Here is a 25,710-nt window from a genome sequence, read left to right on the forward strand (position 1 = left end):
TTACCAGGATCCGGCGGTCGGCCCGGCCGACCCGCCGCGCCGCCGCAGGTACTTCTCGAACTCGCTGGCGATCTCGTCGCCGGTCAGCGGCTGGATCCCCTCGTCGCCGACCCGCTCCTCGAGTTCGCGCACGTATTCGCCGAGCTCGGCGTCCTGCTCGGCCGCCGCCCGGACCCGCTTCTCCCAGTCGTCGGCCTCCTCGGCGAGGTCGGCCATCGGCACGGGAAGGTCGAGCACGTCCTCCAGCCGGGAGAGCAGCGCCAGCGTCGCCTTGGGGCAGGGCGGGTTGTTCGCGTAATGCGGCACGTGCACCCAGAACGACAGCGCTTCCAGATCGGCCCGGCCCGCCGCCTCGTGCAGCACGCCGACGATGCCGGTCGGCCCGTCGTACCGGGTGGGGACCACCTTGTACTTGTCGGCCATGGTGTCGTCGCTGGCCGACCCGCTGATCGGCAGCGGCCGCGTGTACGGCACGTCGGCGAGCAGCGCCCCCAGCAGCACGATCCGGTTGACCTCGAGACTGTGGCAGACCTCGAGGACCTGCTCGCAGAAGGTGCGCCACCGCATGCTCGGCTCGATCCCGCGGATCAGCACGACGTCACGGTCGACGCCGGGCGGGCTGGCCACGGTGAACCGTGTGGTGGGCCACTCGATCTTGCGGGTCTCGCCCTCGGCCATGGTGATGGTCGGCCGGCTCACCTGAAAGTCGTAGAAGTCCTCGGGGTCGATCTTCGAGATCTCCCGGGCTTCCCAGACCTGCTCGAGGTGTTCCACGGCCGCGGTGGAAGCGTCCGCAGCGTCGTTCCAGCCTTCGAAGGCGGCGATAGCCACAGGCGAGCGAAGCAGCGGGAGGCCGTCGAACTCAGTCATGGCTGACAGCCTACGTGCGCCTCGTCAGCATCACCCGACGGCCGTCCCGCCTGCCCCACGCTAGATTGCCCGCACTTCGTCGCGGGAAACCGGAACCTGGGCCGGGATCTTCACGATCGCGGCCATCTTCCGGTTGTAGGTCTTGGTGGCCGTCCAGAGCTTGTAGATCAGCAGCAGCTCGAACCCGGCCAGCAGCGCCGACGCGATGATGGTGGTGCCGACGATCCAGTTCACGACCGGCCCGACGATGAACACGAACATCATGAACTCGATGCCGCTGATCACGTGCGCCCGGATCCGCTGCCGGATGAGGACGTTGCGGATGCGGACGAACAGCCCGAACCGCGTACGGAAATCGCTGTAGACGTCGACGACGTCGTCCTCGTCCTCGGCCTCGCCGGCCGGGTGCTCCACCATCGTGTCCTCGACGAACGCGACCGGGCCGCGGGCCTCGGCGAGCTTCTCCTTCATGTCGGCCTTGACCTTGCCCATCTGCAGGGCGTTGAGGTACCGGAACATGTCCAGGAAGATGACAATCCCGGCAAGCCAGACATACACGAAGTTATGCGTCGAGACATATTGCCCGCCGAACAGCGCGACCGCGCAGACGGTCACCCGTAGCCGGTCGAAGACATAGTCCAGCCAGGCCCCGAACACCGAGCCCGTCCCGTTGAGCCGGGCGATCTTGCCGTCCATGCAGTCGAGGACGAAGCTGAGGTGGAACAGCAGCGCGCCCAGCAGCAGCCAACCGTACGATCCCTGCCAGAAACAGGCCGCCGCCCCGAGCCCGATCAGGAACGCCAGCGTGGTCAGCCGGTTCGGCGTGACCCACCGCCACGGCGCGACCACCCAGACGAGCCGCGAGGCGAGCGGATCGACCAGCCAGACGGTCCACCATGCGTCCCGCCGCTTGTAGGTGCGGGACCGGATCTCGTCGAGAGTGACCCGTTGCGCCATGCAACAACTCCACCAGGTGCCAAGGAAATGAACAATCGAACGCGCGGACATTACCGGACTTGGAAGTCAGTTGAGAAGCTGAAACCGAAATGCCGGAACTGTGCGTTTGCTGAGGGGGATGGTGGTGCCGGCCGTTAACCGGCGCGTGGCACGATCATGCGGAGATCCAGGCAGAGGGGGCACGACGTGGACGCCAGCCACGTGGCGGACGATCTCGAAGCGGTGATCCTCACCGAGGAGCAGATCCTGGCCCGGGTCGCCGCCCTCGCCGACGAGCTGCACCGCGACCTTGCCGGCAGCGTCCCCGTCTTCGTGGGCGTCCTCGGCGGCGCCGCCACCTTCACGGTCGACCTCGCCCGCGCCTATCCCGCCCAGGTCGAGATCGGCTGGATGGCGATCAAGTCGTACAGCACCCGCAACCGCGCTTCCGGCTCCGTGCGCCTGCTCAAGGACCTCGACGTCGACATCACCGGCCGCCACGTGGTCATCGTCGACGGCGTCATCGACACCGGCCTCACCATGAGCTGGCTGATCAGCAACCTCGCCCAGCGCAACCCCGCGTCGATCTCGGTCTGCGCCCTGCTCCGCAAGCCCGACACGGCCCGCTTCGCCGACACTCCCACACACATCGGCTTCGATGTCGGGCCGGGCCTGATCGTCGGTTACGGCCTCGACCACCAGGGCAGATACCGAAACCTGCGCTGCGCGGCAATCTTGAAACCATCATGGGGTACGGGGCTGACGCCGTCACCGACCGCAGTCGCGACCGTCCCCGCCGCAGGCGACGGCCTCGCTGCTCCATGAGGCCGTCGCGCGCCTGCGGCCCGATCGCCCGCAGGGCGGTGGCCCGCCATGCGGGCGCGCTGGTCGCCCTCAGAGCAGCTTCTCCATCACCGCCACGTCGGTGAGCACCTCGAAGCCGTTCTTCGCATACAGGTCGATGGCCCGTGTGTTCGACGTCTCGGTCCGCAGCGACAACCGATGCGCCCCCGCCGCCCGCGCCTCCTCCGCCACCACCGCGAGCAGCGCCCGCCCCACGCCCCGCCGCCGAGCGCCCGGCGTCACGTACAGATCCCGGATCAGCCACAGCGTCCGCAACGTCAGCGCGGCCGGCGCCACCGCCACCGAGCAGATCCCCAGCGTTTCCGCCGAGTCCCCGCCCGCTCCGGCCACGTAGATCCGCGCCCGGCCCGACAGCACCAGCTCGGTCAGCCAGGTGGTCACGGCCTCGGGCGCGGGGTTCGCCCCGTAGTACTGCCGGTACTCGTCGAACAGCCCCGCGGCCCCGGTGAACAGCGGATCGCCGGCCCCCATCAGCCGCACCACCCGCTCCCCGGTCATAGCGTCATAATTCCGGTCACGACATCAAAGAGCCGGATAACCCGCATAATGCAACGGTGGCGCACATCGACCAAGTCCTCGGACCGGCCGACGACACCGTGACGTTCTTCCAGCCCCGGGCCATGGTCTACGTGACGATGCTGTGGGTGATAGCCGCCGTCTGGGTGACCGGCCTGGCCCTGCAGATCCTGTTCCGCCTGGCCATCGGCGGCTCGCTGTCCGCCGGCGAGCTGGTCACCTACCTCGAGTTGGCCCTGATATTCCCCGTGGTCCTGGCCGCCGCGATCCTGCTGCTGGCCTGGCGCCGCCTGGGCTGGCTGCACAGCTCGATGCACGGCCTCGACTTCGCCGCCACCGGCCGCAAACCCGTCCACCTCCCGTGGGCGGGCGTGGCCACCGTCGCCCTGCGCCACTGGGGCCCCTTCACCGAGCTGGTGGTGACCCCGGTGGCCGACGACTTCGCCACGATCGGCGACGGTCCCGGCCGGCGGCCCCGCATGCGCCGCCGAGCGGGCGAGGTCTCCTACCTGGTCGACGTGGGCCTGATGTCGCCCGGCCCGAAGGTCCTGCTGGCCGAGCTGCACCGCCGCCTGCCCACCAAGGTCTGACCCGAAGAACGAGAGCCGCATCGCGATCCCCTCGTCCCGGACTCATCTCTGTCGCGTGTGGACCGGCCACGTCACTTAACGTGGGGGCATGACGGTCAACGGGAAGACGGCGGTGGTCACCGGGGGATCCCGGGGGATCGGGCGGGCGATCGTGCGCCGGCTCGCGACGGCGGGGGCGCGGGTGGTCTACACCTACGTCAACGACCCGGGGGAGGCGCCCGAGGGTGCCGAGGCGGTGCGCGCCGATCAGGCCGACCTGGGGAATCTGGGAGCGATCTTCGAGCGGGTCGGTGACGGGCTCGACATCCTCGTCAACAACGCGGCGAGCGCCGACAAGGGCATGATCGCCGAGCTGACCGCGGACGAGGTCGAGCGGGCCATGACGGTCAACTTCACGTTCCCGTTGCTGGCCGTCGGGCGGGCGATCCCGCTGCTGCGCGACGGCGGGCGGATCGTCAACATCTCCACGCTGAACACGGTGCTGCCGGCGCCGGGGCTGGCGCTCTACTGCGCGTCCAAGGCGGCATTGGAGCAGGTCACGGCCGTGGCGGCGCGAGAGCTGGGCGGGCGGGGGATCACGGTGAACACGGTGTCGCCCGGCGCCACCGAGACCGACATGCTGCGCGGCGCGAACCCGCCCGAGGCGCTGGCGCAGACGGCCGCGATGACGGCGCTGCAGCGACTCGGCCGCCCGGACGACGTGGCGGCGGTGGTCGAGTTCCTGGTGTCTCCCGAGGCCGGGTGGATCACCGGCCAGAACATCCGCGCCACCGGCGGCCTGCTGGTGTAAGCGCGGCACCCGTACGGCTAAAGAGGTTTTCCGAAAACGACCGGGACGCCGGGGGAGTAGAGGACGCTGACCGGCGGCCCGGAAGGGTTTGGCAGACCGGCGGCGGACACCAATTCGTCGTCGAGGGAAAGGAGCTCCGCCCGGTGCAGTGGCCATTGAGGATGGTCATTGGGGAGATGGACGGTGCGGCCCCAGGAACGGGTGTGCAGGCCCCAGCGGGCGGTGAGGAAATGCTCCAGCGGCGTGGGCTCGGGAATGGCGTCGACCACGCGCACGGAAAGCGATGAAGCGGCGCCGCGCGGGCCGGGCCAGCGGCGCCTTGACGTGTAGGTGAGCACGTCGCGCTGCCGGGTCATGCGCATGCGGGACCACATGTAGGGCAGGTGCAACCAGGCGCGCGCGGTGAGGACCGGGATCAGGCGCTCGGCGTCGAGCGAGAGGAAGACGACGGCGCGGTGGCCGTCGGGGTCGACGCTGTAGAGGCGCACGTTGGTCTCGCAGAAATCGCCGAGATACGGCACGCCGGGGCCACGGAAGAAGCCGACGCCCTCCATGCGGAAGGCGATCAGGCCGACATAGGTGAGGCCGTCGAGGAGGTCGGGCCGGCAGCCGGCGGGCAGCAGCGGGGCGACCAGCGCCGGGTCGACCGGCCAGTGCAGGAAGGTCAGGTCGGTCCAGCGCTGCACCAGCAGCGAGCGGCGCACCGGGCGCGTGGTGGTGTGCGCGACCTCCTCCGGCACGACCTCCTCGGGGGTCACGACGGTCAGCGCCCGATCTCGGACATGTTCGCGTAGCGGTCGCCGGCGGGCGGCGCGATCGCGGTGAGGCGGCCGAGCTGCGCCGGGGTGAGCTCGAGGGCGTCGGCGGCCACGTTCTCCTCGAGGCGGGAGACGCGTTTGGTGCCGGGGATCGGGGCGATGTCGTCGCCCTGGGCGAGCACCCAGGCCAGCGCTACCTGCGCGGGCGTGGCGCCGGCCTCCTTCGCCACCGCCTCGACTTCGTCGACGATGTGCAGGTTCTGCTGGAAGTTGCCGCCGGCGAAGCGCGGCGTGCTCAGCCGGAAGTCGTCGGCCGCGAGCGCCGACGTGTCGCGGATCGCGCCGGTGAGGAAGCCTCGGCCGAGCGGCGAGTACGGCACGAAGCCGACGCCGAGCTCGCGCAGCGTCGGCAGCACCGCGGCCTCGGGGTCGCGGGTCCACAGCGAGTACTCCGACTGCAGCGCTGTCACCGGGTGCACGGCGTGGGCGCGGCGGATCGTCCCGGGCGACGCCTCGGACAGGCCGATGTGGCGGATCTTGCCCTGCTCGACGAGGTCGGCGAGCGCGCCCACGGTCTCCTCGATCGGGACCTTCGGGTCGACCCGGTGCTGGTAGTACAGGTCGATGTGGTCGGTGCCGAGGCGCTTGAGCGAGCCCTCGACGGCGGCGCGGATGTTGTCGGGGTGGCTGTCGAGCTGCCGGCCGCCGTCGCCGCCGCGGTGCGAGAGCAGGCCGAACTTGGTGGCGATGACGACCCGGTCCCAGCGGCCGGCCAGGGCACGGCCGACGAGCTCCTCGTTCGTGTACGGACCGTAGACCTCGGCCGTGTCGAAGAAGGTGACGCCCAGGTCGAGGGCGCGGTGCAGGGTGCGGATGGATTCCGCGTCGTCGGTGTTGCGGCCGGTGTAGAACGCGGACATGCCCATGCATCCGAGGCCGAGGCGGGAGACCTCGAGCCCGGCCAGCGAGATGTGCTTCATGGGCCGAAGCTACGCCCGCCGTGGGCGACTCGCCCGGTTACGGCGTGTGATGACGGTTACGGGCCGAGGTCCCAGAGGAGGCGGTAGTAGGCGATCCGGCCAGGGTCGGACTCGATGCCGTAGGTGGCGAAGAACAGCGGCTCCCAGCCGTCGCCGTAGTTCCAGTTCAGGGCCCACGAGGCGACGGCCAGGTCGGCCCAGCGGTCGGCCGTGCCGAGGGCGGCCATGTCGACGTGGCCGGACCACTCGCCGTCGTCGTCGAGCAGGGTGTTGGGGGAGCAGGCGTCACCGTGGCAGACCACGAGCCTGTCCACCGGCGGGGGATCGGTGGCGCGCGCCCAGGCCACGTCGATCGGGATGTCCCGGTGGATCTCGTCCGCCTCGGAGAGGTCCCGCGGGCTGATCGCCAGCCGGTGCTCGACGCCCCAGTCGAAGGGGCAGCCGTCGACGGGCAGAGCTTCGTGGAGCTGACGGAGGCCGTACGCGATAGCTTTAACCGCTTTTTCGGGATTTTTACGCCAGATGGCGTCGACGGCTGATCGTCCCGGGAGGGCCTCGCTGATCATCCAGAAGCCGGACTCGTCCTCGCCGGTGCCGACGACCCTCGGGACGGGGGTGTACTCGGATGCCCAGGCGAGGCGCTCGGCTTCCTGGCGGAGGGGCAGGCCGCTGTCGCTCGGGGCGAATTTCACGAAAAATCGAGCATTGACGTCGGATATCTCGTAGGTGAGACCACCGAGTGCGTTCTGCCACACCGGCCGAAGCGGGCGGCCACGCGCGACGGTTTCCACGGCGGCGGGCACGACGACCCCGTCGAACACGGATTCCGGCGGCTGCACGGTCGACAACTCTGCCACTTGCGTCACACGCCGCCCGAAAGACCGTCCCGGCCGGGGAGAATTGGCGGTGATGAACTCACAACGACCCGCCGCGGTGCTCTTCGACATGGACGGCACGCTGGTGGACAGCGAAAAGGTGTGGGGCATCGCCCTGCACGAGCTCGCGGCCCGGGCCGGCGGCACCCTCTCCGAGCAGGCGCGTCAGGCGATGGTCGGCGGGAGCATGGCCACCAGCATGCGGATCTTCCGGGAAGATCTCGGCCAGCCCGACCGCCCCGAGGAACCCGACGTCACGTGGCTGACCACCCGGGTGTTCGACCTGTTCCGCGAGGGCCTGGTGTGGCGCCCGGGCGCGGCCGAGCTGGTGCGCGCGGTCAAGATCGCCGGCCTGCCCACCGCGCTGGTCACCTCGACCGGCCGGCTGCTCGTCGAGGCCGCCCTCGACACGCTGGGCCGGGAGAACTTCGACGTCGTGGTCTGCGGCGACGAGGTCAGCATGCCCAAGCCCGACCCCGAGCCCTACCGCACGGCCGCGAAGCTGCTCGGCGTGCCGATCGAGAGGTGCGTCGCGATCGAGGACTCGCCGACCGGCGTGGCCAGCGCGCTCGCGTCGGGGGCGGTCGTCCTGGCCGTGCCGGCCGAGCTGGAGCTGCCACCGACCGACGGGGTCCACCTCCGGCGATCGCTCGTCGGCGTGGACCCCGCGTATCTAGCGTCGTTGCTGGTCAGTCATGAGCTATTGCCTGAAGCACATTGAGCCGGGCCGCCTTGATCGACGGCAGCACCGCGGCCAGCACACCGACCAGGGCCGCCAGCACCAGGTAGATGCCCATCCGGTCCCACGGCAGGACGATCTGGTCGATGCCTTCGTCGTTGAGCGCCCGTACCACCGCGGCGCCCAGGCCGGAGCCGACCACCACGCCCAGCAGCGCGCCGAAGACCGAGATGACCACGGCCTCGACCGTCACCATCCGCATCGTCTGACCGCGGCTGAGCCCGACCGCCCGTAGCAGACCGAGCTCACGCGTCCGCTCCAGCACCGACAGCGCCAGGGTGTTGACCACGCCGAGCACCGCGATGAGGATCGCCAGCGCCAGCAGCACCTGCACCATGGTGATCACGGTGTCGAAGGTGGCGAGCTGGGCCTGCACGAACGTGGTGCGGTCGGTGGCCGACACCTCGGGACTGTCCGCGACCAGAGCCTTCATCTGTGGCAGCACCTGGGCCACGGTCGTGCCGGCGGTCAGCCGGACGAAGCCGAAGATCGGCTGCGGGATGCCGAAGTCCTTGGTGGCGGCGGCGGGCAGCAGATACGTCGCGGGCAGGGCCATCTCGTCGTACGTGGCGACCACCGTGTACCGGTGGGGGTCGCCGCGGGCCAGCTGGATGGTCAGCACACTGCCGACCTTCCACCCGCGCTCGTCGGCCTTCTGGGTGCTCAGCACCATCTGGTCGGTTTTGAGGGCCGCGAGCGGTGCCGAGCCGTATGCGTCGGTGAGCTTGGACAGGTCGTCGGTGGCCGACACGTAGTCGAGCTTGCCGTCGATCTGCGCCTGGTCCTGCCACAGGCCGGCCGCCGAGCGTACGCCCGGCGTCTCGCGGGCCTTGTCGAGGACGCTCTGGTCGAACGTCGGCGGCCGCGGGCCGTTCTGGTCGGCGCCGATCACGATCTCGGCCTTGACCGTGTCCTCGACCTGTGCGGCCAGGCTGGTCTTCGCCGAGTTCATGACCACGGTGACGCCGGTGACCAGCGCGATGCCGACCATCAGCGCGGCCGCCGTGATGGCCGTGCGGCGTGGATTGCGGCCCGAATTGAGCCGGCCCAGCCGGCCGGGCACCGACCAGGAGAACAACCGGCCCAGCAGGGCCACGACCGGCCGGGAGATCAGCGGCGTGAGCAGTGCGACCCCGATGAAGGTGACCAGCACCCCGCCGAGGATCAGCCACAGCGAGCTCGTCGCGTACAGGCCGATGCCCAGCATCGTCGCGCCGGCCGCGCCCACGACCGCGCCGGTGACGCTGACCTTGGTGAGCGGCCGGTCGGGCGTGGCCACGTCCTGCATGGCCGCGACCGGCGGGATCCGCGACGCCCGCAGCGCCGGCAGCACCGCCGCCACCACGGTGACCACCACGCCGACGATCAGCGAGCTGAGCACCGCCGCCAGCGGCACGCCGACCGGGGCCAGCTCCAGGCCGTCGGCCATCGTGCTGAACAGGTACCCCAGACCCGCGCCGACGCCGACGCCGGCCGCGAGGCCGATGCCCGCCGCGACCAGGCCGATCACCACGGCCTCGAGGAGCACCGAGCCGATCACCTGGCGGCGGCTCGCGCCGAGCGCCCGCATCATCGCGAGCTCCCGGGTCCGCTGGGCCACGATGATCGAGAACGTGTTGAGGATCAGGAACACGCCGACGAACAGGGCGACGCCCGCGAAGCCCAGCAGGATCTTGTTGAAGAAGGCGAGCGCCTCCTTCATCGAGGCGGCGCTGTCGTCGGCCAGCTGCTTGCCGGTCTTGACGTCGTAGCCGGCGCCGAGCTTGGCGGCGATCCGGTCGCGTACCTGCTCGTCGGTCGACCCGCCGGCGGTCTGCACGTTGATCATCGAGTAGACGCCGGTCTGGCCGAGCATCAGCTCCTGCGCGACCGGCGTGGTGAACGCGACCTCCTGGGCGCCGCCGATCGAGTCCTTGTTGCCGGGGTAGCCCCAGATGCCGACCAGCGTGAACGTCTTCTTCGGCTCGAGGGTGAGCACGCCCACCTTGTCGCCGACCTTCAGATTGCCGGCCTTGGCCACCGCGGCGTTGACCGCGATCTCGTCGTCCCCGGTGGGGCCGCGGCCCTCGCGGAGCTTGACCTGGTCGTCCTCGCCCAGCCAGTTGCTGCCGAGCCGGGGCGGGCCGTAGCTGGTGATCACCTTGCCGTCCGAGCCGATGACCCGGGCGCCGTCCGCAGTCACCATGCCGGTCGCGGTTTCGACGCCTGGAATATTTCGGACATCGTCGACTATTGCCGCCTTCAGCGGGGTGTCGACCTGCTCGCCCTCCATCTCGGAGACGGCGATCTTCGGCTTGGCGGTGACGCCGACATCGGTGGTCGCGTACGCCGCCGCGAACACCCGGTCGAAGGAGCGCCCCAGCGTGTCGGTCACCACGAACGCGCCCGCCACGAACATCACGCCGAGCACCACGGCCAGCCCGGAGAGCACCAGCCGCAGCTTGCGGCCGAGCAGGCTCTTCAGCGTCGCGCGCAGCATCAGACCAGCACCTCCCCGATCTTCATGGCCTCGAGCACGGTCTCCGGCGTCGGGTTGTCGAGCTCCTGCACGATCTCGCCGTCGGCCAGGAAGATCACCCGGTCGGTGTAGCTGGCCGCCACCGGGTCGTGCGTGACCATGACGATGGTCTGTCCGTGCTCGCGCACACTGGAGCGCAGGAACGACAGCACCTCGGCGCCCGACTTCGAGTCGAGGTTGCCGGTCGGCTCGTCCGCGAAGACGACGTCGGGGCGGGCCACGAGCGCCCGCGCGCACGCCACCCGCTGCTGCTGGCCGCCGGAGAGCTGGCTCGGCCGGTGGCTCAGCCGGTCCTCCAGGCCGACGGTCTTGATGACCGTGTCCCACCACTGCGGGTCGGGCTTCTTGCCGGCGATGTCCAGCGGCAGCCGGATGTTCTCGGCGGCGGTCAGCGTCGGCAGCAGGTTGAACTGCTGGAAGATGAACCCGACCCGGTCGCGGCGCAGCCGGGTCAATGCCTTGTCGTTCAGCCCGGAAACCTGTGTCCCCCCGATGTGCACAGTGCCGCGGCTGACCGTGTCGAGACCGGCCAGGCAATGCATGAGCGTCGACTTGCCGCTGCCGGACGGGCCCATGATCGCCGTGAATCTGCCGCGGGCGAAGCTCGCGCTGACGCCCCGCAGCGCCACCACGCGAGCGTCGCCCGTGCCGTAGACCTTCCATACCTCGTCGGCGCGCGCCGCCACCGGCTCGATCATTTCTCCCCCTCATTGGTCCGGCCGGGCTCGTGCCCGGCCGGCAGGGACCAGTGTTTCGGCCTTCTCGCCCCGGCACGTCCGCCCGTGGGCGGAGGGCAACGCGGAGATTCGGGTACGGGGAGCACCCTAGGACGTCTCAGGGACGACCCTGAGATGTCACAGTGACGCTTGACTGACGTCACTAATGACGTCATAGTGGTGACATGGACCTGACGCCGTACCTCGAGACCCTCCGGGCCGACCTGGCCGCGGCCGCCGCGCCCGGCGGACCGGAGACCACCCGGGCCGCCGAGCTGCTCGGCCACTCGCTGGAGTCGTCGGCCCGGCTGGCGCTGCTCGAGGCGCTCTCCGACGCGGCCGCCGAGATCACCACCCGGCTCTCCGACGCCACCGTCGAGGTGCGGCTGCGCGGCCGCGAGGCCGACCTGGTGGTCAGCCAGGTCAATCCCGCGCCACCCGCCGACGGGCCGGCGCCGGGCATGGCCACGCCGGTCGACGCCGGCGGCGATCTCACCCGGCTCACCCTGCGCATGCCCGAGGCGCTCAAGACCCACGTCGAGCAGATCGCCGCGGCCGAGGGCATCTCCGTCAACGCGTGGCTGGTCCGCGCGGTGACCGCGGCGATCAGCGTTCCTCCCCCTTTTTCCCCGCCGCCGTCGCGCGGCCGTCCCAGTAAGTCCCTCAAGGGCTACTTCCAGGCATAAGGAGACCCCTCATGTACGAGTTCGACCGCTCCACGCCCGTCACCGTCGTCGTGCGCGCCCTCGGCGGCGCCGTCGACATCGTGGCCGAGGAGCGCCCGTCCATCCAGGTCGACGTCCAGCCGATGACCGCCAACGGCCACGAGGCCGCCCAGAACACGCGCGTCGAGCTCGAGGACGACACGCTGCTGATCTCGGTGCCCGGCGCCGAATCCTGGACGTGGCGCCGCTCACCGAAACTCCGGATCACCGCGCGGGTGCCGCTGGGCAGCGCGGTGGTGGGCAAGACCGCCTCGGCCGACGTGCACGCCACCGGCGTCCTCTCCGACGTCCGGTTCGACGTGGCCTCGGCCGACGTCGAGGTGGCGGAGGCCATCGGCGACGTCTCGCTGGACGCCGCGAGCGGCAACCTCTCGGTGGGCCGGGTCGGTGGCTCGCTACGGGCCAAGTCGGCCTCCGGCGACGTACGCGTCGGTGACGTCACCGGCGACGTCAACTTCGACACCGCGAGCGGCGACATCCGCACCGGCGCGGTCGGCGGCTCGGCCCGGGCATCGACTGCGAGCGGCGACATCGAGATCGGCTCGCTGCGGCAGGGCAAAGCCAACATCCGTACGGCCTCGGGCGACATCACGGTGGGCGTAGCCCCCGGCTCGGCCGTCTGGATGGACGTGAGCACGGTGTCCGGCCGCTCGATCACCGACCTGGCCTCCCAGGGCGACGTCCCGCCGGCGGAGGAGCAGGTCGCGCTCGAGCTGCGCATCCGCGCCGTCAGCGGCGACGTCCGCATCCACCGGGCTTCCGCCCCTCACCGAAAGGCAGCCGCCTGATGCTCCCCGGCGACCGTTTCAGCCTCGAGTCCTCGGCCTCCGCCGTTCGCCGCCGCCTGCGGGGCGCCCACGGACGGCCACGCGCCGACCGTTTCACCCCGCCCGACTGGCCCCGGAGCCGCGGCCCGACCCCCAACCCGAAGAGCAAGTGACCCGAGAGCCCGGCGAGTTCGCCGGGCTCTCGGCTTGCCCGCGGCGTCGGCTCTCGCGTGCCACCCAGAGCTGCGTGCCGTCCGGCGGTGCGTGCCGTCCGGCGGTGCGTGCCGTCCGGCGGTGCGTGCCGTCCGGGCGCTGCGTGCCGTCCGGCGCTGCGTGCCGTCCGGCGCTGCGTGCCGTCCGGCGGTGCGTGCCGTGGGCGCGCCGCGAAGCGCTGATGAGTTGTCGCGCGCACTTGACCCGAACCCATCATGATTGCGCGGCGGCGGCGTGGCGGTTGGCGTGCGTTGATGAGTTGCTGCGAGCAGCGCGCGCTAACTCACCGATGATGAATTGCTGCGGGTAGCCGGGGCCGCGGCTGTCCCTGTTCAGGCGCCGGGTTTGACCAGGCCGGTCTCGTAGGCGAGGACCACCGCCTGGGTGCGGTCGCGGAGGCGGAGCTTGGTCAGGACGTGGCCCACGTGAGTCTTGATCGTGGTCTCGCTGACCTGCAGGGCCTCGGCTATCTCGGCGTTGGAGTGACCGCGGGCCACGTGGACGAGGACCTCACGCTCGCGATCGGTGAGCGCGTCCAGCTTGGACGTCGTCGTGGTCTCGGGGGCGGGCAGCGCTTCGGCCACCCGGGTGAGGATGCGCGCCAGCACGGCCGGGGTGATGACGGCGCCGCCGGTGGCCACCGCGCGGATGGCGGTGACGACCTCGGCGGGCGGCGCGTCCTTGCGCAGGAAGCCCGCCGCGCCGGCCGCGATCGCGCCCAGCACCAGTTCGTCGCCGTCGTGGTCGGTGAGGATCAGCACCCGCACCGGCAGGCCGGTCGAGGTCACCGCCCGGGCGACCGCCACACCGTCCAGCCGCGGCAGCGCGACCTCGGCGATCAGCACGTCGGGCAGCAGCCGCCGCGCGAGTTCCACCGCCTCGGCGCCGTCCCCGGTCTCGCCGGCCACGACGATCTCGGGCCCGGCGCCGTCGTGAGGGGTCCGCGGAGCGGTCGCGGCCAGCACGATCCGCAGGCCGGAGCGGTGCATCGGCGCGGGGTCGGCCAGCAGCACGCGCAGCGGCCTCGCGGCCGTCGTCTCGCTCACCGTGCGTCCCCGCCCCCTCAGCCCGTCGCGCTCGGCTGCGCCTTGGGCGTCACCCTAGGCGATCGTCGTCGGCGGGGGTTAGGTCGATGGTCACCGGCTCCTCGGTGGGGAACGGGGGCGGGGTGCCGCCGAACTCGGGGCACAGCGCCTGGTGGCTGCACCAACCGCACAGGCGGCTCGGCTTGGGGCGGAAGTCTTGATCGCGCTTGGCGCGCTCGATCGCCTCGGACAGCGCCACGAGGGTGCGCTCGAAACGTTCCAGCTCTTCGGCGTCGGGGCTGTAGTCGCAGATCTCGGCGTCCTTCAGATACAGCAACCTCAGGACCCGCGGGACGACGCCGCGGGTGCGCCACAGAACCAGGGCGTAGAACTTCAGCTGGAACAGGGCACGGCCCTCGAAAGCCTCGCGCGGGGCGCCGCCGGTCTTGTAGTCGACCACCCGCAGGTCGCCGGCGGGGGAGACGTCGAGGCGGTCGATGTAGCCGCGGATCAGCAGGGTGTCGTCGACCAGGGTGGAGATCAGGGCCTCGCGTTCGGCGGGCTCGAGGCGCTGCGGGTCTTCTACGGCGAAATAACCGTCGAGCAGGGCGGTGGCGCTGCCCAGAAACGCGGCTAGGCGGGCGGCCTCGCCGGGCGCGGGGAGGCCGATCAGCGCCGGCTGGCCCGCGGCGTCGGCCTCGGCCGCCAGCACGGCCGGGTCGATCCGCTGCGCGGGGGTGGCGGGGTCGAGGCGTGGCGCGGGGGTGGGCGAGGGGGTGCCGGCGTCGGTGAAGAGGCCGGCCAGGGTGGGCTCGGCCTCGAGCAGCGATTCCCACGCGGGGGCGACCAACGCGGCCGCGGCCGCCGGGGTGCGCTCGGCGGCCGGCAGGTCGAACAACCGCTCCAGCACCGCGTGCACCAGGGTGCCGCGCATCTGGTCGGCCGTCGGCAGCTCGGGGATCTTGTCGATGGTGCGGAAGCGGAACAGCAGCGGGCAGGTCTTGAAGTCGGCCGCCCTCGACGGCGACAGCGAGGGGCCGGTGGTGGGGAGGGACGAGACCGTCTGTGCCGTCATGTCAGAAAGGCTAGGGCAGGGGTACGACGAAAACGCGTGACGGCCCCGCGACCGCGAGTCCGTAGCATTCTCGGCGTGGAGCAGAGCACGCCCCAGCCCAGACGCGCCGGCCGGCCGGGTCGGCCGGTCGGCCACGTGCTGGGCATCCCGGTCTACGTGAACGCGTCGATGCTCGTGCTCGCGGCGCTGGTCACCGCCGTCTACGGGGGCTACGCCCGCGCCGAGCTCAACCTTCGCGAGCCGTGGGGGTACTTCGTCGGCCTCGGCTTCGTGGCGTGCCTGCTCGGCTCGGTGCTGCTGCACGAGCTCGGTCACGCGCTGACCGCGCGCCGGTTCGGCATCGGCGTGCGCGGCATCACCCTCGAGCTGCTGGGCGGCTGGACCGAGATGGACCGCGACGCCCCGAGCCCGCGGGTCGACGCGCTGGTCAGCCTGGCCGGGCCGGCGGTCTCGATGGTGCTCGGCGGCCTGGCCACGGCGCTGACGTTCGCGCTGCCCGACCGCACCGTCACCGAGCAGATCGCGTTCCAGCTGGCGCTCAGCAACGTTCTGGTGGCGGTCTTCAACGTGCTGCCGGGTCTGCCGCTCGACGGCGGCCGGGCGCTGCGGGCGGGCCTGTGGGCGTTGCTCAAGGACCGGAACACGGCGACCGAGGCGGCGGCCTGGTCGGGGCGGATCCTCGCGTTCGTGTGCATGATCATCGCGTTGTGGCTGTACCGGCTGCAGACGCTGACGCTGTTCGGGCTGCTCTTCGTGCTGATGGTCGTCTTCACGCTGTGGCAGGGCGCCGGGCAGTCGATCCGGCTGGCCCGGATGACCCGCCGTTTCCCGCTGGTCGACCTGGCCCGGCTGGCCCGGCCGCTGCTGACCGTGCCGGCCGGCACGCCGCTCGGCGAGGCACAGCGGCGCCGCTCCGAGGACCCGCGGCCCAACGTGGTGCTGGCCGTGTCGGACTCGGCCGGTAATCTCACCGCACTGGTCGATCCGGTGGCCGCCGAGCGCGTCCCGGTCGACCGTCGCCCGTGGGTGGCCGTCGACTCCGTGTCCCGGTCGCGCGACGCGGTGCCCGCGCTGCCGCTCGGGCTCACCGGGGAGCAGGTGGTCCGCGCGCTGCAGGCCCACCCGGCCGGGCAGTACGTGGTCACCTCGGGCGAGGATGTGGTGGGCGTGCTCCGCGTCGGCGATGTCGCCGAGGTGCTGGAGCCGCGCCGGCCGCGCCGGCCGTAGACCGAAGCTACAGAGAGAAGCCAGTGACCAGTTCGTTCGCTCCCGACCGTTCCTTCCAGCCGGGCGACCGCGTCCAGCTCACCGACCCCAAGGGCCGGATGCACACGATCGTGCTCGAGCACGGCAAGTCGTACCACACGCACCGGGGCGCCCTGGAGCACGACGACCTGATCGGCCTGCCCGAGGGCAGCGTGGTGACCTCCGCCGGCGGCACCGCCTATCTGGCCCTGCGCCCGCTGCTGAGCGACTACGTGCTCTCCATGCCGCGCGGCGCCCAGGTGATCTACCCGAAGGACGCCGCGCAGATCGTCGCGATGGGCGACATCTTCCCGGGGGCCAAGGTCCTGGAGGCCGGCGTCGGGTCGGGCGCGCTGACCTGCTCGCTGCTGCGGGCGGTGGGGGAGCACGGCGAGCTTCACTCGTACGAGTTGCGCGAAGACTTCGCCGCGATCGCGCGCAAGAACGTCGAGAACTTCCTCGGCGGCCCGCAGAAGGCCTGGACCCTGCACGTGGGCGACGTGGCCGCGAATCGGGAGACCGGCTTCGACCGGATCGTGCTGGACATGCTGACCCCGTGGGAGGCGCTCGACATGGTCGAGCGCTCGCTGGTGCCCGGTGGCGTGTTCATCGGCTACGTGGCGACCACGCCGCAGCTCTCCGAGCTCGTCGAGGCCCTGCGCGAGCGCGGCGGCTGGACCGAGCCGCGCGCCTGGGAGTCGCTGGTCCGCGACTGGCACGCCGAGGGCCTGGCCGTGCGCCCCGACCACCGGATGATCGCCCACACCGCTTTCCTGGTCTCGGCCCGCAAGCTCGCGCCGGGCGTCACGGCGCCGCCGCGGCGGCGCAAGCCCAGCAAGGGCGCCGAGGCGTACGCGTTGAAGCGTGCCGCCCAGGCCGCGCTGAACGCCGCCGGGGTGGATGTGGAGCAGGTGGCCGGCGAGACGGCCGCGGAGCAGGGTGCGGCGGAGCAGGGCGCGACGGAGTAGGCGGCGGTGGAGCAGGGCGTGACGGAGTAGGCGGCGGCCGCGGGGCGGTGCGGCGCAGGTCACGTGCGGTGCGGCCAAACACGGCGGAAACGGACGAACGGGATCGACGATCGTTACCCGGCCGAGCGATGTGACTACGGCCGGTCCGGTCGGGTAGCTTCCTGTGGGGCAGGCGTTCGGACGGGAGGATCGGGTGGGCGCGATGAGTTCTCCGCCGTTCGGCGGCAGCAACGAGATGCCGGCGGTCTTCCCTGACTGGTCGCCGTATCAAGATCTCGACTCCGCCGCCCGGGCCTACCTGCGCGACCCCGAGGTGGCGCTGGACGCGCTGTTCGGCGTGCTCCGCGGCGCGTCAGTGCTCTGCTTCACCCTCGAGCGCTTCGTGAACGAGGTGAACGGCGTGTGGCAGGAGGTCGTCATCTGCGACGGCAGCCGCCTCGTGCTGTGGCACGGTGAAGATGTGGCGCCCGGCGACGGCCCGGTCGGCTCGATGACCTCGTCGCTGCGGGTGGTGCCGCTCTCGACGGTGACCGAGGTGGGCTGCCGCCGCCGGCTGACCCGCACCTCCACCGGCCAGGCCCGGGTCGACAGCATCGACGTCTACCTGCTGCTCAGCTCGATCGACGACGCGATGCCGCCGCCCGGGCTCGAGGAGGGCGAGGGCCGCCCGGCGCTGCGGCACGACGCGCTGCGCTTCGGGAAGACCCTGGACGACGGCGGACTGGGACAAATCGCCCGGCTCGAGGAGTTCAGCCGCGTCGTGGCCTCCCTCGTGGGGCGGCCCACACTGTAAACCTCTGTTTCGGGGATGTGACGTTTTCCGCGATTTTCGGCACTGTGGCAACGGTTGCAGCGTGGAAAAGGCGTACCCAGTAAGGGGTTTGTCAGCCGGCGTCGGGACCGGCGACCTCGACGCCGTCGGCCGACCGCAGCACGTGGATGCAGTCGCCGGGGCACTCCTTGGCCGCGTCGATCACCTCGAGCCGCAGCCGTTGCGGCACACCGGTGCGCGCGCCGGGAGATTGCAGCAGCTCACCGGCGGGATCCTTGACGTACGCGAGGCCGTCGATGTCGAACTCGAAGACCTCGGGCGCGTACTGGACGCAGAGCCCGTCGCCGGTGCAGAGGTCCTGATCGATCCAGACCCGCAACTCGTCCGTACCGGTCTGCGCCGTCACCCACAACCTCCCAGAAATGACCCCAGCCGACGGTACCGGATGCCTCCGACAACCAACTTGCGCCCACTGGCCGAATGGATCAAGACTCGGTGACGAGGGTGTTGCATGGGTCGAAATCCGGTCCGCAGCAGCTAGTGTTATCGCAAGACGTTCGAGCCCCCGGGGAGGTGGGACGTGGCACGTAGCGACGAGGCGGATTCACGCGCCGCACGTTGGGAGAAAGAGGCCAACGATCTCTCCAGCCAGGTCGCGTTCCTGCAAGAGGAACTGGCGCTGGTTCGGCGAAAGCTGACCGAAAGCCCACGACACGTCCGGCAGCTCGAGGAACGGCTTGCGGCAACGCAGGCGCAGCTGGCCCGAGTGACCGAGAACAACGACCGGCTTGTGGCGACCTTGAAGGAAGCCCGGGCCCAGATCGTCACTCTCAAGGAAGAGATTGACCGGCTCGCCCAGCCGCCCAGCGGCTACGGCGTTTTCCTGTCCGTACACGAGGACGGCACCGTCGATGTCTTCACCGGCGGCCGCAAGCTGAGGGTGGCGGTCTCGCCGTCGCTCGAGGTGGAAGAGCTGCAGCGGGGCCAGGAGGTCCTGCTCAACGACGCGCTCAACGTGGTCGACGCGTTCGGCTTCGAGCGCTCGGGCGAGGTGGTCAGCCTCAAGGAGGTGCTGGCCGGCGAAGACGGCGCTCCGGGCGACCGGGCGCTGGTCGTCTCGCACGCCGACGAGGAGCGCATCGTCTTCCTGGCCGACTCGCTCGACACGACCAAGCTGCGCGCGGGCGACTCGCTGATGATCGAGCCGCGCTCGGCGTACGCGTACGAGCGGATCCCCAAGAGCGAGGTCGAGGAGCTCGTCCTCGAGGAGGTCCCCGACGTCGACTACACCGACATCGGTGGCCTGCACTCGCAGATCGAGCAGATCCGCGACGCGGTGGAGCTGCCGTTCCTGCACGCCGACCTGTTCCGGGAGCACCAGCTGCGCCCGCCGAAGGGCATCCTGCTCTACGGCCCGCCCGGCTGTGGCAAGACCCTGATCGCCAAGGCGGTGGCCAACTCGCTGGCGAAGAAGATCGCCGAGCGGCGTGGCGAGGAGAAGCACACCAGCTACTTCCTCAACATCAAGGGCCCGGAACTGCTCAACAAGTACGTGGGCGAGACCGAGCGGCACATCCGCCTGGTCTTCCAGCGGGCTCGTGAGAAGGCCGGCGAGGGCACCCCGGTGATCGTGTTCTTCGACGAGATGGACTCGATCTTCCGGACCCGTGGCTCGGGTGTCTCCTCCGACGTGGAGAACACGATCGTTCCCCAGCTGCTCAGCGAGATCGACGGCGTCGAGGGCCTGGAGAACGTGATCGTCATCGGCGCATCGAACCGGGAAGACATGATCGACCCGGCGATCCTGCGCCCCGGCCGGCTCGACGTGAAGATCAAGATCGAGCGGCCGGACGCCGAGGCGGCCAAGGACATCTTCGGCAAGTACATCCTGGCGGGCCTGCCGCTGTCGACCGACGACCTGGTCGAGCACGGCAACGACCGCGACGTCACGGTGGCCGCGATGATCGAGGCCGTCGTCCTGCGGATGTACACCGAGTCCGAGGAGAACCGCTTCCTGGAGGTCACCTACGCCAACGGTGACAAGGAGGTCCTGTACTTCAAGGACTTCAACTCCGGCGCCATGATCCAGAACATCGTGGACCGCGGCAAGAAGATGGCGATCAAGGAGTTCCTCACCTCCGGCAAGAAAGGGCTGCGCCTGCAGCACCTGCTCGACAGCTGCGTCGACGAGTTCCGCGAGAACGAAGACCTCCCCAACACCACCAACCCCGACGACTGGGCCCGCATCTCCGGCAAGAAGGGCGAGCGGATCGTCTACATCCGCACGCTCGTCTCCGGCGGCAAGGGCGCCGAGGCCGGCCGCTCCATCGAGACGGCGACCAACACGGGGCAGTATTTGTGAGGATCGGCCAGAAACGCGGGCGGGGGATCACTCCTCCGCCCGCGTCGTCGTTGCACCAGACGTGACAAGCCCCGCTCCCGTACGCCTGGCCTGGCTGGACGCACTGCGCGGCTTCGCCGCCCTGGTCGTTGTCTGCTTCCACCTCAGCCCCCAGGTGATCGGCAACGAACGGCATCTCGCGATCTATCGCCACATCGACTTCGGCAAGTACGGCGTGCTGCTGTTCTTCCTGGTCAGCGGGTACGTCATCCCGATGTCGCTGGAGCGGCACGGCAGCCTGCGCCGGTTCTGGGTCGGCCGCCTCTTCCGGATCTATCCGGCCTATCTCGTCGCGATCGCGCTCGCGCTGCTGGTGGCCGCGGCCGGCCTGACCAGGCTGCAGGATTCCGTGCGCGACGAGACGGTGACCAGCGCCCTGGCCCATGTCACGATGATGTCCGACCTCGTGGGCCTGCACGGCGCCGTACGGGTCTTCTGGACCCTCTCCTACGAGATGACGTTCTACCTGGTCGTCTCCGGCCTGTTCGTGTGGCGGCTGCACCGGCACAGCGCCTGGTGGGCCGCCGGGCTCACGCTCGTCGCGCTGATCGGCGGCGCGGCGCTGCCCGACGACTTGCTCGGCGCCACGTTCGCCCAGCGGCGGGTCACGGCGGCGATCCTCGTGCTGGTCGTGGGGCTGAGCATCCTGGCGTACGTGACGGATCGGCTCGTGCCCGCCGCCGGCGCGGCCGGCATCGCGCTGGTCCTGCTGCCAGCGGTGAACGGCCACGCCCGCGAGAACACCGTCATCGCCTCCTGGCAGGGCCTTCTGCTGCTGGCGGTGATGTTCGCCGGGACCGTCGTCTACCGGTGGCAGCACGGGCAGATCGGCGGCCGTGCGGCGGCCTTCGCCCTGACGGTGGTCGCGCTGGGCGTGGTCGGTGCGCATTGGACACACCTGGGCACGAGCGCGGCCCTGTGGCTGTGGCTGGCCAACGTCGGCGCGGTCGCGGTCACGTTCCTTTTGGCGTACGCCATGAGAAACCGGACCGTGCCATTCATGTTCACGTGGCTGGGTCGGATCAGTTACTCTCTGTATCTGCTGCACGTGATCGTGCTCTTCCTGCTGCCGCACGTCGTCCCAGATCTCGGGACGCACGGGTGGAGGTTCCGCGTTGCCGTCGGGCTCGCGTACGTTGCCGCATCGCTGGTCACCGCCTGGCTCGCGTACCGGATGGTGGAAATGCCCGGCCAGCGACTCGGCCGGAAGATCGCCGCCCGGCTCGAGCCCCGCCCGGCTTCGGCGAGATCGCTCGCCACCCTGCGTGCCGCGCCGGGCACGGGCAGAGGCGAGAACCAGCGGCAGAGCGTCTAGGCTCGATACATGAGCAGCAGCGTGGCCGGCGGGATGGTGGTGGCATGAGCGTTCGACGGATCATGGGTACCGAGGTCGAGTACGGCATTTCGGTGCCCGGGCAGCCCGGCGCCAACCCGATGGTCACCTCGTCGCAGGTGGTCAACGCCTACGGCGCGCGCCCCGAGCTCAACCGGGGTGGCCGTGCCCGCTGGGACTACGAGGAGGAATCGCCGCTGCGCGACGCGCGGGGGTTCACCTACTCGGGCGCCGCCTACGACCCGGCCGACGCGCTCGCCGACGAAGACCTGGGCCTGGCCAACGTGATACTGACCAACGGCGCCCGGCTGTACGTCGATCACGCGCACCCCGAGTACAGCACCCCGGAGTGCACCAACCCGCTCGACGTGGTCAAGTGGGACAAGGCCGGCGAGCGCGTCATGGCCGAGGCCTCCCGCCGGGCCGCCACCATCCCGGGCGCCCACCGCATCCAGCTGTACAAGAACAACACCGACAACAAGGGCGCCTCGTACGGGTCGCACGAGAACTACCTGATGCGCCGGCAGACCCCGTTCGCCGACATCGTCGCCCACCTCACGCCGTTCTTCGTCACCCGGCAGGTGTTCACCGGCGTGGGCCGCGTCGGTATCGGGCAGGACGGCTCGGGCGCGGGCTTCCAGCTCTCCTCGCGCGCCGACTTCTTCGAGGTCGAGGTCGGCCTCGAGACCACGCTCAAGCGCCCGATCATCAACACCCGCGACGAGCCGCACTCCGACGCCGACAAATACCGCCGCCTGCACGTCATCATCGGCGACGCGAACCTCTCCGAGATCGCGTCCTACCTCAAGATGGGCACGACCTCGCTGGTCCTGGCCATGATCGAGGAGAAGGTGTTCACCGGCGAGCTCGGCATCGCCGACCCGGTCAGCGAGCTCAAGTCGGTCAGCCACGACCCGGAGCTCAAGCACCTCATCCGGCTGCGCGACGGCCGCCGCCTGACCGCGCTCGACCTGCAGTGGGCCTACTACGAGCGGGCGCGCGCGTTCGTCGAGCAGCGGCAGGGCGACGACGCCGACGACCAGACGCTCGACGTGCTCGACCGCTGGGAAGACGTGCTCGACAAGCTCGGCCGCGACCCGATGCTCTGCTCCGACAGCCTCGACTGGGTCGCCAAGCTGCGCCTGCTCGACGGCTACCGCGAGCGGGAGAACCTGGCCTGGTCGTCGCCGAAGCTGCAACTGGTCGACCTGCAGTACGCCGACGTGCGCCCCGAGAAGGGCCTCTACCACCGCCTGGTGGCGCGTGGCTCGATGAAGACGCTGCTCGACCCGGAAGACACCCAGCGGGCCATGTACGAGCCGCCGGAGGACACCCGGGCCTACTTCCGGGGCCGCTGCCTGGCCCAGTACGCGTCCGAAGTGGTCGCCGCGAGCTGGGACTCGGTGATCTTCGACGTGGGGCGGGAGTCGCTCGTCCGGGTGCCGATGATGGAGCCGGAGCGCGGGACGAAGAAGCACGTGGGGGCGCTGTTCGACAAGTGCGAGAGCGCGAAGGACCTGCTAGAGGTCATCACGAGTCGCTGAGCGCTTCCTGAGACTGAAATTTCCTCAAACCGGGCCCCGGTCCCGCAGGGCGTTTTGTCACAGGGGCGAGGTAGGTTTTTCGTACCCGATGTTGTGCGACTTCGGGTGGCTTGAAAGGGGACACCGATGGCAACCCGAGACACCGGCGGTCAGTCGCAGTCCGGCAAGAGCCGCAGCTCTGAAGAGGTCGAGGACGTCGCCGTTGAGGCCAACCCGGAGGTGGCCGAGCGCCACGCCGAGATCACCGAGGACGTCGACGACCTGCTCGACGAGATCGACTCCGTCCTGGAGGAGAACGCCGAGGAGTTCGTTCGTGGATATGTGCAGAAGGGCGGCCAGTAGGGCTTTTGCCCGGTTTATTCACCGGACATGAGCGTTTCGCCCTGAGCCGAATTCGTGGGTCTGCCCGGATTGATCAGATGCGGACAATTCGGGCAAGGCCGAGGAAAGTGCGGGCTGTCGTGCGCCGTATCGGGCAGGCTTGTCCTGGCCGTGCGCCGGCGTGGACGGCCCGCGTTCCGTTGAGGGTTGAACACGTTGATCGCGATCATCGCACCGGCAGGGCGAGCGGGATATTGTGCTTCAACTGCGACGGCGTCCCGGGGGAGTGGGCGCCGGTGCGATCACGTATCTGAGAGGAACCACGTGACAAAGGGCTTTGATCCATCCGGGCGGCTGCCGGATTTCTTCATGAACGCGGGGACGTCCTCCTTCACGCAGTTCCTGACCCACGCGTCGCCCGAGCTGCTGCCGGGGCGCCGGCCGCTGCCGCCGGGAATGGCGGCCGACCTCGCGCCGCACGGCACCACGATCGTGGCCATCGCCACGGCCGAGGGCGTGGTCATGGCGGGCGACCGCCGGGCCACCATGGGCAACCTCATCGCCAGCCGCGACATCGAGAAGGTGCACCCGGCCGACTCGTACTCGCTGATCGGCATCGCCGGCACGGCCGGCATCGGCATCGAGCTGATGCGCCTGTTCCAGGTCGAGCTCGAGCACTACGAGAAGATCGAGGGCATCATGCTGTCCCTCGACGGTAAGGCCAACCGGCTGGCCGGCATGGTGCGGGGCAACCTCGGCGCGGCCATGCAGGGCCTCGCGGTGGTGCCGCTGTTCGCCGGCTACGACCTGTCCCCGGCCGACGGGTCGCGCGCGGGGCGCATCTTCAGCTTCGACGTGGCCGGCGGCCTCTACGAGGAGACCGGGTACGACTCGATCGGCTCCGGCTCGCTGTTCGCCAAGTCCGCGCTGAAGAAGAAGTACCGGCCCGGCGTGAGCACGGCCGACGCGATCACGCTGGCCGTCGAGGCGCTGTACGACGCGGCCGACGACGACACGGCGACCGGCGGCCCCGACGTGACCCGCAAGATCTACCCGGTGGTCATGTCGGCGACGGCGGAGGGCACGCACCGGCTGTCCGAGCAGGAGATCACGGCGGTGGCCGAGCGGGTCGTCGCCGGGCGCATGGACAACCCCGGCGGCTGAGCTGACCCGCGGCGGAAAACCGATGCAACTTCGGTTTTTGAGTCCCGCTTCCACCAAAGCTTTCACCGGGACCGAGAGGAAGTAGCCAGCCGTGGCCATGCAGTTCTACGCATCACCCGAGCAGGTCCAGCGCGACCGCTCGGAATACGCCCGCAAGGGCATCGCCCGCGGCCGCTCCGCCGTGGTGCTCACGTACGAGGGTGGCGTCCTGATGGTCGCCGAGAACATCACGACCCTCCGCAAGATCAGCGAGATCTACGACAAGATCGGGTTCGCGGCGGTCGGGCGGTACAACGAGTTCGAGAACCTGCGCCGGGCCGGCGTGCGGATGGCCGACCTCAACGGCTACAGCTTCGACCGGCGCGACGTGACCGGGCGCGGGCTGGCCAACGCGTTCACCCAGACGCTCGGCGCGATCTTCTCGGAGACGCAGAAGCCGTACGAGGTGGAGATCTGTATCGCGCAGGTCGGCGCCACCGCCGAGGCCGACGAGCTGTACCGGATCACCTACGACGGCTCGGTCATGGACGAGCCCGGCTTCATGGCGATGGGCGGGCAGGCCGAGGCGATCTCCAACGTGCTGCGCGAGCGGCACGACACCGCGGCCGACCTGACCACCGCGCTGGCGCTGGCGGCCGAGGCGCTCGGCAGCGTCGGCGGCGAGAACGGCCAGACCCGGACGCTCGACTCCAAGCAGCTCGAGGTGGCGGTGCTCGACCGGCGGCGCAAGGGCCGGGCGTTCCGCCGGATCGCCGGGCCGGCGCTGACCAGCCTGCTCTCGGGCAGCAACGACGTGGCCGAGAAAGACCTGGGCGGCGTGGACGCCGCCCCGCCGAGCCCGGCCGAGGACAAGCCGACCGTGTCGGCCGCGTCCGTCGACACCGAAGACGAAGCGAAGGCGTCGGGCGCCTCGGACGCCAAGGCGCCCGACGACCCGGACGAGCCGGCCGACGACGTGAACGGCGACGGTTCCTGACTTCTCAGGGGCGCGGCCCGGCTCCGAGC

The 25,710-nt window shown here is 70.4% G+C and carries 26 protein-coding genes; 15 read left to right on the forward strand and 11 right to left on the reverse strand.

Features of this window, described 5'->3' with window-relative positions; all coding sequences use genetic code 11:
- A complete protein-coding gene (locus ACIA5D_RS14770) occupies positions 1-870 on the reverse strand; it encodes a PAC2 family protein (RefSeq protein ID WP_396030428.1) in 870 nt (289 codons plus the stop codon).
- Between the two features lie 60 nt (positions 871-930).
- Positions 931-1,827 carry a CDP-alcohol phosphatidyltransferase family protein gene (locus ACIA5D_RS14775; protein ID WP_396030429.1) on the reverse strand — a complete coding sequence of 299 codons (897 nt, stop codon included), beginning with the start codon at positions 1,825-1,827 and terminating at the stop codon, positions 931-933.
- A 186-nt stretch (positions 1,828-2,013) separates the two neighbouring features.
- On the opposite strand from ACIA5D_RS14775, the gene ACIA5D_RS14780 reads away from it, so the two are divergent.
- On the forward strand, positions 2,014-2,631 hold the full coding sequence (locus ACIA5D_RS14780; protein WP_396030430.1) for a phosphoribosyltransferase: 618 nt from the start codon (positions 2,014-2,016) through the stop codon (positions 2,629-2,631).
- Between the two features lie 69 nt (positions 2,632-2,700).
- On the opposite strand, the gene ACIA5D_RS14785 is transcribed toward ACIA5D_RS14780, so the two are convergent.
- Positions 2,701-3,168 carry a GNAT family N-acetyltransferase gene (locus ACIA5D_RS14785; protein WP_396030431.1) on the reverse strand — a complete coding sequence of 156 codons (468 nt, stop codon included), beginning with the start codon at positions 3,166-3,168 and terminating at the stop codon, positions 2,701-2,703.
- Positions 3,169-3,224: 56 nt separating this feature from the next.
- On the opposite strand from ACIA5D_RS14785, the gene ACIA5D_RS14790 reads away from it, so the two are divergent.
- Together ACIA5D_RS14790 and ACIA5D_RS14795 are read left to right on the forward strand one after the other, a co-directional pair.
- The gene (locus ACIA5D_RS14790) at positions 3,225-3,776 is read left to right on the forward strand and encodes a hypothetical protein (protein ID WP_396030432.1); all 552 of its coding nucleotides are present in this window, start codon (positions 3,225-3,227) and stop codon (positions 3,774-3,776) included.
- Positions 3,777-3,864: 88 nt separating this feature from the next.
- A complete protein-coding gene (locus ACIA5D_RS14795; RefSeq protein WP_396030433.1) occupies positions 3,865-4,566 on the forward strand; it encodes an SDR family NAD(P)-dependent oxidoreductase in 702 nt (233 codons plus the stop codon).
- Between the two features lie 17 nt (positions 4,567-4,583).
- Here ACIA5D_RS14795 and ACIA5D_RS14800 read toward each other — a convergent pair whose 3' ends face one another.
- From ACIA5D_RS14800 to ACIA5D_RS14810, 3 genes are read right to left on the reverse strand one after another with little or no spacing between them, the layout of a single operon-like run.
- On the reverse strand, positions 4,584-5,324 hold the full coding sequence (locus ACIA5D_RS14800) for a YqjF family protein (RefSeq protein WP_396030434.1): 741 nt from the start codon (positions 5,322-5,324) through the stop codon (positions 4,584-4,586).
- Positions 5,325-5,329: 5 nt separating this feature from the next.
- Positions 5,330-6,304 (reverse strand): aldo/keto reductase, encoded by a 975-nt coding sequence (locus tag ACIA5D_RS14805; RefSeq protein ID WP_396030435.1) that lies wholly within the window; start codon positions 6,302-6,304, stop codon positions 5,330-5,332.
- Between the two features lie 56 nt (positions 6,305-6,360).
- Positions 6,361-7,161 (reverse strand): phosphotransferase, encoded by an 801-nt coding sequence (locus ACIA5D_RS14810; protein ID WP_396030436.1) that lies wholly within the window; start codon positions 7,159-7,161, stop codon positions 6,361-6,363.
- 76 nt (positions 7,162-7,237) lie between these two features.
- Between ACIA5D_RS14810 and ACIA5D_RS14815 the strand changes: the two genes are divergently transcribed.
- Positions 7,238-7,900, forward strand: coding sequence for an HAD family hydrolase (locus tag ACIA5D_RS14815; protein WP_396030997.1), 663 nt, complete (start codon positions 7,238-7,240; stop codon positions 7,898-7,900).
- Here the strand turns inward: ACIA5D_RS14815 and ACIA5D_RS14820 are convergent.
- Positions 7,869-10,397 (reverse strand): ABC transporter permease, encoded by a 2,529-nt coding sequence (locus ACIA5D_RS14820; RefSeq protein WP_396030437.1) that lies wholly within the window; start codon positions 10,395-10,397, stop codon positions 7,869-7,871. The genes ACIA5D_RS14815 and ACIA5D_RS14820 overlap by 32 nt on opposite strands.
- On the reverse strand, positions 10,397-11,134 hold the full coding sequence (locus ACIA5D_RS14825) for an ABC transporter ATP-binding protein (RefSeq protein WP_396030438.1): 738 nt from the start codon (positions 11,132-11,134) through the stop codon (positions 10,397-10,399). Before ACIA5D_RS14825 ends, ACIA5D_RS14820 begins: the two co-directional genes overlap by 1 nt.
- A gap of 203 nt (positions 11,135-11,337) precedes the next feature.
- Here ACIA5D_RS14825 and ACIA5D_RS14830 point away from each other — a divergent pair, with 203 nt between their 5' ends.
- Entirely contained in the window at positions 11,338-11,838 is a 501-nt protein-coding gene (locus tag ACIA5D_RS14830) for a hypothetical protein (RefSeq protein ID WP_396030439.1), read from the forward strand.
- 11 nt (positions 11,839-11,849) lie between these two features.
- Positions 11,850-12,665, forward strand: coding sequence for a DUF4097 family beta strand repeat-containing protein (locus tag ACIA5D_RS14835; protein ID WP_396030440.1), 816 nt, complete (start codon positions 11,850-11,852; stop codon positions 12,663-12,665).
- 524 nt (positions 12,666-13,189) lie between these two features.
- On the opposite strand, the gene ACIA5D_RS14840 is transcribed toward ACIA5D_RS14835, so the two are convergent.
- Entirely contained in the window at positions 13,190-13,846 is a 657-nt protein-coding gene (locus tag ACIA5D_RS14840) for a LuxR C-terminal-related transcriptional regulator (RefSeq protein ID WP_396030998.1), read from the reverse strand.
- A 106-nt stretch (positions 13,847-13,952) separates the two neighbouring features.
- Positions 13,953-14,957: a RecB family exonuclease gene (locus ACIA5D_RS14845; RefSeq protein ID WP_396030441.1), complete on the reverse strand. Its 1,005-nt coding sequence runs from the start codon at positions 14,955-14,957 to the stop codon at positions 13,953-13,955.
- Between the two features lie 168 nt (positions 14,958-15,125).
- On the opposite strand from ACIA5D_RS14845, the gene ACIA5D_RS14850 reads away from it, so the two are divergent.
- The 3 genes from ACIA5D_RS14850 (at position 15,126) to ACIA5D_RS14860 (ending at position 17,963) form a co-directional block, all read left to right on the forward strand.
- Complete coding sequence (locus ACIA5D_RS14850; protein ID WP_396030999.1) at positions 15,126-16,184, forward strand: site-2 protease family protein; 1,059 nt, start codon at positions 15,126-15,128, stop codon at positions 16,182-16,184.
- A 23-nt stretch (positions 16,185-16,207) separates the two neighbouring features.
- On the forward strand, positions 16,208-17,170 hold the full coding sequence (locus tag ACIA5D_RS14855; RefSeq protein ID WP_396030442.1) for a tRNA (adenine-N1)-methyltransferase: 963 nt from the start codon (positions 16,208-16,210) through the stop codon (positions 17,168-17,170).
- Positions 17,171-17,372: 202 nt separating this feature from the next.
- Positions 17,373-17,963, forward strand: a complete 591-nt coding sequence (locus tag ACIA5D_RS14860) for a hypothetical protein (protein WP_396030443.1) — start codon at positions 17,373-17,375, stop codon at positions 17,961-17,963.
- Positions 17,964-18,054: 91 nt separating this feature from the next.
- On the opposite strand, the gene ACIA5D_RS14865 is transcribed toward ACIA5D_RS14860, so the two are convergent.
- A complete protein-coding gene (locus ACIA5D_RS14865) occupies positions 18,055-18,348 on the reverse strand; it encodes a ferredoxin (RefSeq protein ID WP_396030444.1) in 294 nt (97 codons plus the stop codon).
- Positions 18,349-18,522: 174 nt separating this feature from the next.
- On the opposite strand from ACIA5D_RS14865, the gene arc reads away from it, so the two are divergent.
- From arc to prcA, 6 genes are all read left to right on the forward strand, one after another.
- Positions 18,523-20,304: a proteasome ATPase gene (gene arc, locus ACIA5D_RS14870; protein ID WP_396030445.1), complete on the forward strand. Its 1,782-nt coding sequence runs from the start codon at positions 18,523-18,525 to the stop codon at positions 20,302-20,304.
- A gap of 61 nt (positions 20,305-20,365) precedes the next feature.
- Entirely contained in the window at positions 20,366-21,658 is a 1,293-nt protein-coding gene (locus ACIA5D_RS14875) for an acyltransferase family protein (RefSeq protein ID WP_396030446.1), read from the forward strand.
- A gap of 44 nt (positions 21,659-21,702) precedes the next feature.
- Entirely contained in the window at positions 21,703-23,220 is a 1,518-nt protein-coding gene (gene dop / locus ACIA5D_RS14880; protein ID WP_396030447.1) for a depupylase/deamidase Dop, read from the forward strand.
- Between the two features lie 126 nt (positions 23,221-23,346).
- Positions 23,347-23,562 (forward strand): ubiquitin-like protein Pup, encoded by a 216-nt coding sequence (locus ACIA5D_RS14885; protein WP_396030448.1) that lies wholly within the window; start codon positions 23,347-23,349, stop codon positions 23,560-23,562.
- A gap of 303 nt (positions 23,563-23,865) precedes the next feature.
- Positions 23,866-24,705: a proteasome subunit beta gene (gene prcB / locus ACIA5D_RS14890; RefSeq protein ID WP_396030449.1), complete on the forward strand. Its 840-nt coding sequence runs from the start codon at positions 23,866-23,868 to the stop codon at positions 24,703-24,705.
- 91 nt (positions 24,706-24,796) lie between these two features.
- Positions 24,797-25,681: a proteasome subunit alpha gene (gene prcA / locus ACIA5D_RS14895; RefSeq protein ID WP_396030450.1), complete on the forward strand. Its 885-nt coding sequence runs from the start codon at positions 24,797-24,799 to the stop codon at positions 25,679-25,681.
- The last annotated feature ends 29 nt before the right edge of the window (positions 25,682-25,710 follow it).

It is taken from the genome of Actinoplanes sp. NPDC051513, from assembly GCF_044454685.1.
In the GTDB taxonomy this organism is placed as follows: Bacteria; Actinomycetota; Actinomycetes; order Mycobacteriales; family Micromonosporaceae; genus Actinoplanes.